Source organism: Pseudomonas sp. 1 (assembly GCF_056626735.1).
The window spans coordinates 59,464-73,989 of the sequence record NZ_JBWXMQ010000007.1; the positions used below are offsets into that span (position 1 = coordinate 59,464).

Consider the following 14,526-nt stretch of genomic DNA (forward strand, 5'->3'; position numbering starts at 1 on the left):
GCTCGCTCCCACAAGTATCGGGCTGAACCTGTGGGAGCGAGCTTGCTCCGGGCGGCGATCCGACGATGAGGCCCGTCAAGGCAGCGAAAATCCCGGATCAGAGCTGCGGCGTCCAGGTCACGCCGAACATGAACGCCCGACCTTCCTCGCGATAGCCATACTGACTGCCGTCATGGCTGTACAGCGCCCGGCTGTAACCCTTGTCCAGCAGGTTATCGACCTTGAAATCCAGCTTGATCTCACGGTTCAGCGCCCAGCTGCTGCGCAGCCCGAGCAGCGCGTATCCGCCAAGCGGTTGTTGATTGTTGAGGTCGTCATAACTGCTGCTGACAGCCTGCCAACTGGCCCCTAGGCCGAGGCGGTCGAATTGTCGATCCAGATCCCAGCTCAAGGTGCGGCGGGCACGCCGCGCCAATGTGTGGCCGGTGTCGCGGTCGCGGGGATCGATGATCGCCACGCCCAGATTGCTCTGCCAGCCGAACAGCTGCTGTTTCAGCGCTGCTTCGAAGCCGTTGATCCGCGCCGAGGCGACGTTTTCCGGGCGTGAGTTACTGCCGAAGATGATCGCGTCTTCCAGATCGGTCCGATACAGCGATGCTTCGAGGCGAGTGCTGTCGCTCAACTGGCTGCGCCATTGCAATTCGTAGCTTTTCGAGGTTTCCGGTTTCAGGTCGGGATTGCTGAAGTCCGGGTAGTACAGATCGTTGAAGGTCGGTGCGCGGAAGCCTTCGCTGTAGCTGAGCAGCAGATCGTTGTCCGGGTTGACCGGCAAGGTCAGCGTGCCGCTCCAGCTGTTCTGGCCGCCGAACTGCTGGTTGTCGTCACGGCGCAGGCCCAGTTCGGTGGAGAAGCTGTCAGCCTGGAAGCGATGCTGGATGAACGCGGCGCGGTTCCAGCGGCTGTCTTCGTCGAACGCGGTGCTGCTGTTGATCCGGTCTTCGTACCAGTCGCCGCCGAGTATCAGGCTGTTGCGCGCATCGAGGGTCAGGTCGTTCTGCCAGGTCACCGAGTCGCGGTAGGTGTTGAACACCGAGCGCTCGTCGCTGAGCTTGTCGAAAGACTTCTCGCGGTTTTCGCTGTGGCCAAGCTCCAGGCGCGACTTCCAGCGCTCATTGATCCGCGCGTCGATGTAGCTGCTGAAACTGCTGACGGCGAAATCGCTGTAGGGCTGCTGCTGGAGGGAGTCGAAGGTCACCGGGTCGAAGCGCCCGAACGGGTTGTCGAATTCGCTTTTGCCACGGTTATCCAGCAGGTTGGCGCCGACTTCGATGTCATCGGTCAGCGCATGGCTGAGGCTCAGGCTGATGGATTTATTGCGGTAGGCATCGTGATCGCTGTCGCTGGGATACGAATCGTGGGTGCGGTCGAGGCCGGCGGTTTCATCGAGGCTGGCGCCGAGGTTGAAGCGGGTTTTCTCATCACCGCCGGAGAGGCCGACGCTGCGCTCCCAGGTCTGATTGCTGCCGAAGCCGACATGCATCCGCGGCTGCAGGCCCTGTTCGCCGCCGCGCCGGGTGAAGATCTGGATCACCCCGCCGATCGCGTCGCTGCCGTAAATGACCGAGCGCGATCCGCGCAGTACCTCGACACGCTCGATCTGTTCGATGTTGAGGTGTTGCAGGTTGCTGTCGCCGGAGGTGGCGTTGCCAATGCGCTGGCCGTCGACCAGCACCAGGCTCTGCGCCGATTGCGTGCCACGAATGTAGATTCCCGGCAGGCTGCCGCGCCCGCCGGTTTGCGCGACTTGTACGCCCGGTACCCGTTGCAGCAGATCGGTGACGCTGCTCGGTTGCAGGCGCTCGATGTCTTCGCGGGTGAACACGGTGTTGGCGGCGCTGCTGTCGTTGCGCGCCTCGACCTGGCGGTTGGCGCTGATCAGCACGTCCGGCAGCTTCAGAGCCTGATCGCGTTCGAAGGTGTCGGCCAGGGCGTTGGCGGTTGGCAGCAGCAGGAGGGGCAGGGCGAGGCGCGAGAGGTTCATCGGAGTCCGTTGGTACATAAAGCGAATTGAATTTTGAAAGCTGCACAAACCACTGTGGGAGCGAGCTTGCTCGCGAATGCGGTATGTCAGTCAAGAATGAGTCGACTGACTGTCCGTCTTCGCGAGCAAGCTCGCTCCCACAGGGTTGTTCACAGATCTGGCGATTAGCGGTTAAGCAGCTCCAGACGCTCACGCACCGCCGCTTCGATCCCCGCCTCGTCAAGCCCGCACTCGGCCAGCATCTGCGCCGGCTTGGCGTGCTCGACGTAAACGTCCGGCAAGCCCAGGTGCAGCACCGACTTGAGGATGTTCTCGCGGGCGAGGAATTCGCTGACCGCGCCACCGGCGCCGCCCATGATCGCGTTCTCTTCGATGGTCACCAGCAGGTCGTGGCTGTTGGCGATTTCGCGCACCAGCGCTTCGTCCATCGGTTTGACAAAGCGCATGTCGACCACGGTCGCGTCCAGCGTCTCGCCAACCTTCAGGGCTTCGGCCATCTGCACGCCGAACACCAGCAGGGCGACTTTGCTGCCCCGGCGACGCACCACACCCTTGCCGATCTCGATCGGTTCGAGGTCTTTCTCGATGGTCGCGTTCGGTCCGGTACCGCGCGGGTAACGCACCGCCGCCGGGCCGTTGTACAGGTGGCCGGTGGTGAGCATTTTGCGCAGCTCGTTTTCATCGCTCGGGGTCATGATGACCATGCCCGGGATGCAACGCAGGTAAGACAGGTCGAAACTGCCGGCGTGGGTCGGGCCGTCTTCGCCCACCAGGCCCGCGCGGTCGATGGCGAACAGCACGTCGAGGTTCTGCACCGCGACGTCATGCACCAATTGGTCGTAACCGCGTTGCAGGAACGTCGAGTAGATCGCCACCACCGGTTTCGCGCCTTCGCAGGCCATGCCGGCCGCGAGAGTCACGGCGTGTTGCTCGGCAATCGCCACGTCGAAGTAGCGCAGCGGGAAGCGTTCGCTGAACGCCACCAGATCCGAACCTTCCTTCATCGCCGGGGTGATGCCTACCAGACGCGGGTCGGCAGCAGCCATGTCGCACAGCCATTCACCGAACACGCCGGAATACTTCGGCCCGCTGGCCTTCTTCGGCGCAGCGGCCGGGGCGTCCAGCGGCTCGAGTTTGGTGATGGCGTGGTAACCGATCGGATCGACTTCAGCCGGGGCGAAGCCTTTGCCCTTCTTGGTGACGATGTGCAGGAACTGCGGGCCTTTCAGATCGCGCATGTTGCGCAGGGTGGCGATCAGGGTCGGCAGGTCGTGGCCATCGATCGGGCCGATGTAGTTCCAGCCCAGTTCTTCGAACAGGGTGCCGGGAACCAGCATGCCTTTTGCGTATTCTTCGGTGCGACGGGCGATTTCCCAGGCCCCGGGCAGGCGCGACAGCACTTTTTTGCTGCCTTCACGCATGCTCGCGTAAGTGCGGCTGGAAAGGATCTTCGCCAGATAGTTCGACAGACCGCCGACGTTGCGCGAGATCGACATGTCGTTGTCGTTGAGGATCACCAGCATGTTGGCGTCGACTTCTGGCGCATGGTTCAGCGCCTCGAACGCCATGCCTGCGGTCAATGCGCCGTCGCCGATCACGGCAATCGCCTTGCGATCAATGTTCTGCAGGCGGGCGGCGATGGCCATGCCCAGCGCGGCGCTGATCGAGGTGCTGGAGTGACCGACGCCAAAGGTGTCGTACTCGCTCTCGGAGCGGCGCGGGAAGGCCGCGATGCCGTCCTTCTGGCGCAGGGTTTCCATGCGCTCGCGACGACCGGTGAGGATCTTGTGCGGATAAGCCTGATGACCAACGTCCCACACCAGACGATCGTCCGGGGTGTCGAAGACGTAATGCAACGCGATGGTCAGCTCGATCACGCCCAGGCCGGCACCGAAATGCCCACCGGTCTGGCCGACCGTGTAGAGCAATTCCAGGCGCAACTCATCAGCCAGGGTTTCCAGCTCGGCTTCGCCTAACCGGCGCAGGCCGTCCGGCGTGTTCGCGCGGTCGAGCAGGGGCGTGGTCGGGCGCTTGCGGGGAATCTCATGAAACGTCGTGGGCATCAGGCGAATCGTTATAGGTATAAAAGATGCGGCAGTTTACCTGATGCATCGCCCCCTGCCCACGCGTTGGTCTTTTTTGGCTGATTAGCCTTCAGTTACGCCGATCGACGATATACCGGGCCAGATCGCGCAACGGCTCGGCAGCCGCGTCAAACGGTCGCAGTGCGTGCAGGGCCTGATCGCGCAGTTCCAGCGCGTAAGCCTTGGCGGCGTCGAGACCGAGCAGGGCCGGGTAGGTCGGCTTGTCGCGGGCGATGTCGGCACCCTGGCGTTTGCCGAGGGTTTCGGTATCGCTTTCGACGTCGAGGATGTCGTCCTGGACCTGGAACGCCAGACCGATGGCCTGTGCATAAGTCTGCAGCGACTTCAGTTCATCCTTCTCGGCACGGCCGCTGGCCAGCGCGCCAAGTTTGACGCTGACCTCGATCAGCGCGCCGGTCTTGTGCCGGTGCATTTGTTCCAAAGCTTTCTGGTCGAGCTTGAGGCCGACCGAACCGAGATCGATGGCCTGACCGCCGACCATGCCGGCCGGGCCTGCCGCGTGCGCCAGCGCTGTGACCTGTTGCAGGCGGATGTCTGCGCTCAGGTCGCTCAGGCGCGGGTCGAGCAGGGCGCTGAAGGCCAGACTCTGCAGGCCGTCACCGGCAAGGATCGCGCAGGCTTCGTCGAATTTCTTGTGAGTGGTCGGCTGGCCGCGACGCAGATCGTCGTCGTCCATCGCTGGCAAATCATCGTGTACCAGCGAATACGCATGGATCAGCTCAACCGCACTCGCCGCGCCGTTGGCCTGTTCGGCCTTGCCGCCAAGGGCTTCGCATGCCGCGTAGGCCAGCAGCGGGCGCACGCGTTTGCCGCCGTTCATCACGCTGTAGCGCATGGCTTCATAGAGGCGCGCCAGTTCTGGCAACGGGGCATTGAACAGGGTTTCCAGCGCCGCGTTGACCCGCGCCTGGCTGGTAGCCGAATACGCTGCAATCATTCTGGCTGATCCGCGTCGAAGGGTTCCTCGGCGAGTTCGCCATCGCGCTCCAGCAATACCTGGACCTTCTGCTCGGCCTGGGCCAGCGCCGCCTGGCAGTCACGGGTCAGGCCGATGCCCTGCTCGAAGGCGGTCAGCGAGTCTTCCAGCGACAATTCACCGTTCTCCAGACGCTCCACCAGCGTTTGCAGGTCGGCGAGGGACTGTTCGAAATCCAGTGCAGCTTTTTTGCGGGCCATGGCGGCTAATTCCGGTTGACGTTAAACCGGCGCGACACTAGCAGATAGGGGGGGTATGGGCAAATGAGCGGGCCGACGGACAAGGGTGTCAGTCGGTCGATTCGTCCGGATATTGAATCTGATACCGAGTGCTGCGTCCGCCGCCCGGAAGACGTTGCAGGCAGCCCTTTTCCAGCAGTTCCGCCAAATGTCGAGTGGCCGTGGCTTTGGAGACCTTGGCCACACTCTGGTATTGCGCTGCACTGATACCGTGCTCGAAACCGCGCTCACCACCGTCGAGCAAACGATTGAGCACTTTGATCTGCTCCGCCGACAGCCCGGATTCCCGGTGCGCCTGCCAGAAGCGTGATTTTCCCAACACACTTTCAATCCGCGCGATGGCTTGTTGCAGACTGCGCAGCAAGGTTTGCAGGAACCATGTGAGCCAGTCGGTAATGTCCATCGTGGCTTTCTGGCTCGATTCGAGAATCCGGTAATAGCCCGCACGATCATCGAGGATGCTGGCGGACATCGCATAAAAACGAATCGCCTGCGCTTCGCCCTGAGCCAGTGCGAGATCGGTAAGGGTGCGAGTCAGGCGTCCATTGCCGTCGTCGAATGGATGCAAGGTGACGAACCAGAAATGTGCGATGCCAGCTCGCAAGAATGGATCGAGGCCTGCCTGTTGCCGACTGGCGTCGAACCACTTGAGAAAACTGTCGAGTTGCCGCTCAAGGGCTTGTCGCGGTGGCGCCTCGAAGTGCACGGTCGGACGCTCGATTCGTCCGGAAACCACCTGCATCGGCTCATCGCCGCGTAATGCGCCGACATTGATTGCACGCGAAAGGAAGCCACTCTCCGGTTCTGGAAACAGCCACGAATGCCATTCCAGCAATCGTTCCAGCGTCAGAGGTTCGGCAAAGCGCTGAGTGGCATCGAGCATCAGCTGTGCCAGTCCCTCGCTGCGCTTGCTGACGTTGTGGCCATCAGGCGATTCCAGCCCCAGGCGTCGTGCCAGTGAAGAACGCACGGATTCAACATTCAACTGTTCCCCCTCGATGGCCGAAGAGGTCACGATGTTTTGCAGCAACGCGTCCAGCTCAGTCTGAGCACTCAGGGAATTGCCCACTGATCCCGCCATACCCATCAATTGTCCCTGCGCCTGAACGCATTCGCGCAACAGCGCAGTGAGACGCTCTGCCTGCCAGTTGAAGTCGGGCCAATCGGGCTGTTGCCAGATCCAGTGAGTTGCCATGAAATGCCGTTCCTGAGTGCGTGAGCCGAATAGAAACGCTATTCGGCTCATTTGGTGAGCCGAATATGACGCCTATTCGGCTCATCGTCCACCCGAGGGCGTGATTCCCGCCGCATTTCAAGATGTATCCGATTGTTAAAAAACTGCCGAATCGCTAACCTTCGCGCCTTCTACGACCCGACAGTCACGGGTCTTTCAGACGAAACGCAGTTTTCAGCGCTGTGAAGTACCGAGGATCGGGTGCAAGGTTTCGTTCAGGCATGGCAGGAGGCATCACATGCGTTCACTTCTTTTGCTGCTGATCGGGTTGGCCTGCGCGCCCGCGCTGCTGGCGGCGCCGAGTGCGGAGCTGTCGGAGCCGGTGGGTGGCTGGCGTTATCACGGGCTGCTCGATCGCACGGAAAACCCGCAGGTCGCCTATCCGACGCCGCCCATCGATCGCGGCATCCAGCGCAATCGCACGATGATCGAGGGCCAGCTCAAGGCCATCGGGCATCTGCGTCCGCCCCACAGCCTGGCGGTGAACGGCAATCCACTGAATCTGTACACCGACGACCAGGGCCGTTTCGCCCGGCCGTATGCGTTCGGCGCCGGTTCCAACAGCGTCGAGGTGATCAGCGCTGACGGCCAGTCGCTCAAGCGCGTTCAATTCTACGAAGCCAACAATTTGCGCGCGCCGGCGCGGATCCGCGTGGTACTGGGTTGGGACGATCCTAAAGCCGAACTCGACCTGCACGTCATTACGCCTGACGGCCAGCACGCCTTCTGGGCGCGTCCGGCGATGAGCAACGGCGGTGGCCTCGATCCGGACGGCGTCGACGGCCCCGGCCCGGAAATGTTCACCATGACCGCGCCGCTGCACGGCACCTATCTGGTTTACGTCAACTATTGGGGCAACTTCGGTAACGGCGGCTATAACTTCGAGGAGGCCAGCAACCAGAACGAGGTCATCACCTCGCAAATCACGCTGGTACTCAACGAAAACACCGTCGACGAAAAACGCGAAACGTTCATCGTGCCCCTGCGGGCTATCGGTGATCTGCTGCTGGTCAAGACTTTCAACTATTAAGCATCCCGCACCACGGATGAACTGCCGAGCTTTGGGAACATGAGCGAGAAGATGAGCGAAAACACTGAGACCCCGGCCACCGATACGCCCGCCGCCAAACCTTCCCGGCGCTGGCCGTTGCTGGCGGTCGGGCTGTGCCTGGTGGCCGGCGTGGCGGGCGGGCTCGGCTGGCTGATGCACAAACCCAAGGCGCCGCCAGCGGAATTGGCCAGCGACAAGCTCGGCCTGAGCCGCCCGGACGCGCTGCTGGAAACCCGCTCCCTGAGCCAGTTGCCCAAGGATTTGCTGACGGTGCCGTTCCTCAAAGCCACGCTCACCGAGGATTTCGTCTTCTATTACGAAACCCACGCCGATCGTCTCGGCTTGATCGGCAGTCTGCGGCGGATCATCTACGAGCATGACCTGAAGCTGCAAGACAGCCTGATCGAGCAACTCTTCGATCAACCGGCGGACGTGGCGCTGTGGCGCGGCGCCGATGGTCGTTTGAAGGATTTCCTGCTGGTGATGGATCGCGGCGGGCTGGCCAAAGTGCTGGAGCCGCTGGCGAAAGTCGCGCTGGATGATTCGCAACTGAGCGTGTTCAGCACCCTGAAAGTCGGCGGCGACGAAGTGCCGCTGTATCAACTGACCTACAACGCCGGCAAATCCCTGCTGTTCGGCTCCCGTGGCGACAAACTGGTGGTGCTGTCGAACCCGGCCAAGTTCTACGATCCGGAAAACGGCGCTTCCGAAGAGTCCGGCCATGTCTCGCCGCAAGCCCTCGCGGCGCTGCTCAACGGTGAAAAACTGTTTCCCGAGGCGTTCGGGCTGCCGGTCAAGACGCCTGAAACCAGGCAGCGTCTGTCGGTCAATTCCAGCGTCCTGGCCATGGGGTACCAGCGTTTCATTCCGAATTTCGCCGGTCTGCGTTTCGACATGGACGACAAGGGCTGGCACAGCTTTCTGGCCATGGATGAACTGGACAACCAGCCGGACTTCGATTTCAAACCGGTCTGGCAAGCCATGCCGCTGGGCGCCAGTGCCTGCGTGACCTTGCCGGTCGCTGCCGAGCCGCAGAAACCGTTGCTGGTGAAGCTCGGTGCCGAAGAGGCAGTGGCGCAGAAACTCACCGAACATGTTGCCGGCGCGGCGGGCCTGTGCTGGTACGCCGATTCGCGGTTGTACACGCCGTTGCTGGTGGCCAGTCTGAACGACGAAGACAACGGCAAGCTCGACGCGGATATCGGCACATTGTTCGATTCGATGGTCGGCGCCTACGAAAGCAAGGTCGACGAGCATGCGTTCCCGGTGGTCGAAAGGCAGGAAGGCCAGAGCCACCTCTGGCAGCGTCAGGTCAGCTCCAACTTTGGCCCGTACGCGGCCAGGGATGCCGAGAACCCGGATGCAATCACCGGCCGTGCCTTCATGAAAGTCAGCCTGGCGCGCCACGGTTCGACACTGCTGTTTTCCCTCGACGACAAACTGGTCGACAAGGCCATCGGCACCCTCGACAAGCGCTTCCCGCCGATGGCCGATGTGCTGCCGAAAGACGTGCTGATGCCAATCTATTTCGGCCCGGATTCAATGGCACAGCTGATCCAGCAGGAAACCCTCGACAGCCTGCCGCAGGACATGGAGCCGGTGTTCTACAACGCTGCGCAAACCTACCTGATCCCGAAACTGCGCACCCTCGGCGGCATGGGCAAATACGCCCTGACTCTGCCCGAGGGCAGCGAACCTGACGGTCACTGGCAATGGTTGCCGCTGGAGTGGAAAGCGCTGTGACGACATTGATCCGCAGCCTCGGCTTGCTCGCGCTGTTACTGAGCGCGGGTGCCCGAGCGGTCGAAACGCCGGCACTCGATCCTGCGCAGTCCCAGGTTTTTCGCGCCTGGTTCGTGCGCATCGCTCAGGAGCAGTTGAGCAAAGGCCCGAGCCCGCGCTGGTATCAGCAGGACTGCGCCGGGCTGGTGCGGTTTGCCGCCAACGAAGCGCTGAAAGTCCATGATGACAAATGGCTGCGCAGCAATGGCGTGTCCAACCGCTACCTGCCGCCGGAGCTGGATCTGAGCGCCGATCAGCGCCAGCTCGCCCAGCAATGGCAGCAGGGCGGCGGCAAGGTCGGGCCCTACGTCAACGCAATCAAACTGATTCAGTTCAACAGCCATCTGATCGGCCGCGACGTGTCCCAGGCACGGCCCGGCGATCTGATGTTTTTCGATCAGGGCGACGACCAGCACCTGATGATCTGGATGGGCCGCTACATCGCCTATCACACCGGCACGACCACCCCAACCGACAACGGCATGCGTTCGGCAAGCCTGCAGCAACTCATGACATGGAAGGACACCCGATGGATACCCGACGCAGCCAACCCCAACTTCATCGGCGTCTATCGACTGAACTTTCTCTCCCAATGACCGGTGCCCGCATGCTGCGTTTACTGCCTTTTCTGTTGCTCTTGGCCCTGCCGTTTTCGGCGGTGAATGCCGAAGACTCCGTGGAGCCAAGCGGCTACACGCCGGTCTCCGGTGAAAGCTTTTTCCTGCTGGCCGACAGCAGTTTCGCCGCCGACGAGCAGGCGGTGGTGCGCCTCGAAGCACCGGGCCGTGATTACCGCCGTTTCCGTATGGAACCGTACGGCGGCGCCGACATTCGGGTGTACAAGATCGACAAGCCGCTGGACTTCCTCAAGCGCCAGAAAAACCTGCACCGCGTGGTCAGCGACGGCCAGTTCAAGGGCGAAGGCCTGTCGAACACCCTCGCGTACCTGTGGGACAACTGGTACCGCAAATCCCGTCGGGTGATGCAGCGTGCGTTCTCCTACGAGTCGCGTCAGCAAGTCACCGAAGAGGTGCCGGAGCTGAAGATGGGCAACGCCATCGCTGCGCCAACGCCGTACGACGCGCAGCCGCAGTTCGCCCTGATTCCGGGCCTGCCGGTGGTCAGCCAGTTCCGCTATCCGCTGTGGCAGGCCAAGCCGATCCAGCCGCCGACAGGCGTGAGTCTGGCCGGGTCTTCCAGCGAGTTCGTCAGCGTTGCGCCGGGCAACGTCTACATACCGCTGGGCAATCTGAAACCGGGCCTGTATCTGGTCGAAGCGCTGATCGGCAAGTACCGCGCGACCACCATGGTTTTCGTTTCCAACACCGTGGCGGTGAGCAAGATTGCCGGTGATGAATTGCTGGTGTGGGCCGCGCGCAAACACGAAGGCAGCTCGGTGCCGAAGGTCAATGTGCTGTGGACCGACGGCCTCGGCGTGATGAGCAGCGGCGCTACCGACAACGACGGTTTGCTGCGCCTGAAACACGTCAGCCCGGAGCGTTCGTTCGTCATCGGCGAGGACGAAGAGGGCGGCGTATTCGTCTCGGAAAACTTCTATTACGACAGCGAAATCTACGACACCAAACTCTACGCCTTCACCGACCGGCCGCTGTATCGCCCGGGTGATTGGGTGTCGCTGAAAATCGTTGGCCGCGAATTCAAGAACGCCCGGGATTCGGTATTGCCGGGGGCGGCGGACGTCAATGTCAGCGTGCTTGATGCGACGGGCACCGAGTTGCAGCGTCTCGATCTGAAGCTCGATTCGAAGGCCGGCACTCAGGGCCGCTTCCAGTTGCCGGACAACGCCGTGGCCGGTGGTTACGAGCTGCGTTTCAACTACAAGGATCAGGCCTACAGCAGCGCGTTCCGGGTGGCGGAGTACATCAAGCCGCACTTTGAAATTTCGCTGAATCTGGCCAGGCAGGACTACCGCACGGGCGAACCGGTGAAGGGCAGCCTGGTGCTGCTGTACCCGGATGGCAAACCGGTGGCCAACGCCAAGCTGACCCTGAGCCTGCGCGCCCAGCAACTGTCGATGGTCGACAACGAGCTGCAATACCTCGGGCAATTCCCGGTGGAGCTGACCAGCACCGAACTGACCACCGACAGCAAGGGCAATGCGACCCTTGACCTGCCGGCCGCCGACAAGCCGAGCCGCTACATGCTCACCGTGTTTGCCAGCGATGGCGCGGCGTACCGGGTCAAGACCACCAAGGAAATCCTCATCGACCGGGGCGCCGCGAGCTTCCGTCTGACTGCGCCACAGCGTTTCAGTGCGGTCGGTGACAAGGTCGCGTTCAGCTACGCCAACGAGGGTGGCAGCGAACAGGCGCAGGCCGTGGTGCCGAGCAGCTACCGCTGGGTACGTCTGGAAGACCAGAGCACGGGCGAAGGCAAACTGGCGGCGAAAGACAAAGGCTTCAGCGTGACGTTTGATCGTCCGGGCACCTACAACCTGTCGCTGAAAGATCAGCACGGTCGAGTGCTTGGCGCGACCGGTCATTCGGTCACCGGTGACGGCGTCAAGGCTGTGCCGGGCACCGTGGAGATCGTCCTCGACAAGCCCGAGTACAAGGCCGGCGACGAAGCACTGGCGCTGATCACCTTCCCGGAGCCAGTCAGCGATGCGCTGCTGTCGCTGGAGCGTGACAAGGTCGAAGCTACCGCGCTGCTGGCCAAGGGCGGCGACTGGCTGAAACTGGAAAAGCTCAGCGACACCCAATACCGCGCGCGCATCCCGGTGAAGAACAACTTCGCGCCGAACCTGACATTCTCGGTGCTCTACACCAAGGGCGGTCAGTACAGCTTCCAGAACGCCGGGATCAAGGTCGTCGCCCCGCAGATCGACGTGGCGATCAAGACTGACAAAGAGACTTATCAACCGGGCGATACCGTGACGGTCGACCTGACCACGCAATTCGCCGGCAAGGCTGTGCCGGCGCACCTGACGGTCAGCGTGGTCGATGAAATGGTCTACGCGCTGCAACCTGAGGTCGCGCCGACCATCGACCAGTTCTTCTACCACCCGCGCCGCAACAACGTGCGCACCAGCGCCAGCCTGTCGTTCATCAGCTACGACGTGGCATTGCCGGGCAGCCCCGGTGCACCGGGCAAAGCCAACCGCAGCGAACGTGGGGTGAAAGTGCTGGAGCGGCCGCGCCGCGAAGACGTCGACACCGCTGCATGGCAGCCGGAATTGCTGACCGACGCCGACGGCAAGACGCGCTTCACTTTCAAGATGCCGGACTCGCTGACCCGCTGGCGCATCACCGCGCGGGCGATTGCCGATGACGGTCAGGTCGGACAGAAGAAGCAGTTCGTCCGCTCGGAAAAGCCGCTGTACCTGAAGTGGAGCGGGCCGAGCAAATTCCGCAAGGGCGATCAGCCGCAGCTTGGCGTGTTCGCCTTCAGTCAGGCCGAGAAACCGGTCAAGGCTGAGTTGGTAACGCACTACGCCAGCGCCGAACAGCGCCTGCCGGTGACCCTCAACAACGGCATCAACTACCTGCCGCTGCCGGCCTTCGCATTGGCCACCGGCGAGTGGACCGCCGAGCTGGTGCAGGACGGCAAAACCGCCGATGCCCTTGCTGTGCGCCTGACGGCGACCGGCGAAGGCTGGCAAGTGACGCAGACCCAGAGCCTTGACGTGGCCAGCGGCGACACACCGTTGAGCCTGCCGGCAGACGCGACCGACATTCGCCTGCGTCTGGATGACAGCCCGCAGGCGCTGTTCCGCTCTGCCCTCGATGATCTGCTCAGCTATCCGTACGGCGGCGTCGAACAGACCGCCAGCCGTTTGCTGCCGCTGAGCATCGCTTATCCGTCGCTGGCGTCGAGCCCGCAGATCCGCGACCGCTTGCGCCTGATCATGCAGAACAGTCGTCTGCGCCTGGTGCAAATGGCCGGGCCGTCGGCGAGCTTTACCTGGTGGGGCTTCGACGGCGAGCCGGATGCGTTCCTCACCGCTTACGCCTATTACGCCGACTGGAACGCCAGTCAGGTGCTGGAGCTGACCTTGCCGCCGGAACACTGGCAGCGGGTGCTGGAGGTTTACGCCAAGCAGGCGCCGAACACGCCATTGCTGCAACGGGCGCTGATCCTGTCGTTCGCCAAGCAGATGCACTTGCCGGTCAACACGCTGCTCAGCGGCTTGATGGAGGATCTGGCCAGGGCCGGGGAAGGCAATGCCGAAACCCTGATGGACGACGGCGAAGACAGTCTGGTGATGGGCGATCCGGATTCGGCACTCGGTCTGGCGGCGGCGCGGGCCTTGACCGCATCGCTGGCCACCCAGTCGAAAGTCGCTTTGCCGGACGCGTTCAACCGTCAGCTGGGCGCTGCGCAACAGCGTTTGGCCGTCAGTTCGCAGCCGTTTGCCGAAGCGCTAAACCTGTCCCTGCAACCGTTCGATCAGGCTCGCGCGACAGCGTTGTTGCAACGCCTGCTTCCGCAGCAATCGACCCTCGAACGTGCGCTGGCGCTGACCTGGCTGCAACGCAGCATCGCCCAGGCGTCGCCGACCATCGCGCTGGCGCCGGGCGAAGGCTGGAAGAAAAACCATGGCGCGACCGGTGAGATGTACTGGACGTGGCAGGGCGCTGCGGCGGTGCCGAGCGTGTTGACGGTGGCGGGCACTCAGGAGCGTCCATTGCGTGCCGCGTTGAGCTTCCAGACCCAGCAACCGGCGGTCGATCCGATGGCGGTGACCATCACTCGTCGCCTGTCGCGCCTGGTGCCGGGTGACGAAGCGTTCACCTTCAAACTGGAGCCCGTCGGCAGCAAGCCGCTGTCGAGTGACAGTCTGTATCTGGACGAAGTGATCCTCACCAGCAAGGCACCGAAACCGCTGCGCTACGGCATGCTCGAAGTGCCGTTGCCGCCGGGCGCCGATGTCGAGCGCACCACGTGGGGCATCAAGTTGCAGGGCAAGGACGGCACCGAGCCGACTGCGCTGGAGAAAGCACGTTTCGAACCGGGCCAACTGGTCTACGCGGTGCCGGTGGATGCGCTGAGCGGTGAATTGCGTCTGCGGCATCTGGTGCGTTTCTCGCAGAAAGGCCAGTTCAATCTGCCGCCGGTGCGTTTCACTCAGGTCTACGCGCCACAGCACCGGGCCCAGGAAGCGAAAGCGGCCCTCGGTCAAGTCACGGTCAACTGA

Annotated in this window: 9 protein-coding genes; 4 read left to right on the plus strand and 5 right to left on the minus strand. The window is 62.6% G+C overall.

The window, feature by feature from the left end:
• Positions 1 to 97: 97 nt before the first annotated feature.
• The 5 genes from AC1MDC_RS12330 to AC1MDC_RS12350 form a co-directional block, all read right to left on the minus strand.
• The gene (locus AC1MDC_RS12330; RefSeq protein ID WP_480393061.1) at positions 98 to 1,981 is read right to left on the minus strand and encodes a TonB-dependent receptor domain-containing protein; all 1,884 of its coding nucleotides are present in this window, start codon (positions 1,979 to 1,981) and stop codon (positions 98 to 100) included.
• A 164-nt stretch (positions 1,982 to 2,145) separates the two neighbouring features.
• A complete protein-coding gene (gene dxs / locus AC1MDC_RS12335; RefSeq protein WP_480393062.1) occupies positions 2,146 to 4,044 on the minus strand; it encodes a 1-deoxy-D-xylulose-5-phosphate synthase in 1,899 nt (632 codons plus the stop codon).
• Between the two features lie 91 nt (positions 4,045 to 4,135).
• Positions 4,136 to 5,023: a (2E,6E)-farnesyl diphosphate synthase gene (ispA, locus tag AC1MDC_RS12340; protein WP_085697641.1), complete on the minus strand. Its 888-nt coding sequence runs from the start codon at positions 5,021 to 5,023 to the stop codon at positions 4,136 to 4,138.
• Positions 5,020 to 5,262 carry an exodeoxyribonuclease VII small subunit gene (locus AC1MDC_RS12345; protein WP_007894317.1) on the minus strand — a complete coding sequence of 81 codons (243 nt, stop codon included), beginning with the start codon at positions 5,260 to 5,262 and terminating at the stop codon, positions 5,020 to 5,022. The genes ispA and AC1MDC_RS12345 overlap by 4 nt, the downstream gene beginning before the upstream one ends.
• An 88-nt stretch (positions 5,263 to 5,350) precedes the next feature.
• Positions 5,351 to 6,496, minus strand: coding sequence for a Fic family protein (locus AC1MDC_RS12350; RefSeq protein WP_480393063.1), 1,146 nt, complete (start codon positions 6,494 to 6,496; stop codon positions 5,351 to 5,353).
• A gap of 277 nt (positions 6,497 to 6,773) precedes the next feature.
• Between AC1MDC_RS12350 and AC1MDC_RS12355 the strand changes: the two genes are divergently transcribed.
• The 4 genes from AC1MDC_RS12355 to AC1MDC_RS12370 are packed head-to-tail and all read left to right on the plus strand — an operon-like array spanning position 6,774 to position 14,526.
• Complete coding sequence (locus AC1MDC_RS12355) at positions 6,774 to 7,565, plus strand: YfaP family protein (RefSeq protein WP_480393064.1); 792 nt, start codon at positions 6,774 to 6,776, stop codon at positions 7,563 to 7,565.
• A gap of 51 nt (positions 7,566 to 7,616) precedes the next feature.
• A complete protein-coding gene (locus AC1MDC_RS12360) occupies positions 7,617 to 9,329 on the plus strand; it encodes a DUF2138 domain-containing protein (RefSeq protein WP_480393065.1) in 1,713 nt (570 codons plus the stop codon).
• Positions 9,299 to 9,964, plus strand: coding sequence for a DUF1175 domain-containing protein (locus AC1MDC_RS12365; RefSeq protein WP_234206040.1), 666 nt, complete (start codon positions 9,299 to 9,301; stop codon positions 9,962 to 9,964). The genes AC1MDC_RS12360 and AC1MDC_RS12365 overlap by 31 nt, the downstream gene beginning before the upstream one ends.
• On the plus strand, positions 9,961 to 14,526 hold the full coding sequence (locus AC1MDC_RS12370) for an alpha-2-macroglobulin family protein (protein ID WP_480393066.1): 4,566 nt from the start codon (positions 9,961 to 9,963) through the stop codon (positions 14,524 to 14,526). The genes AC1MDC_RS12365 and AC1MDC_RS12370 overlap by 4 nt, the downstream gene beginning before the upstream one ends.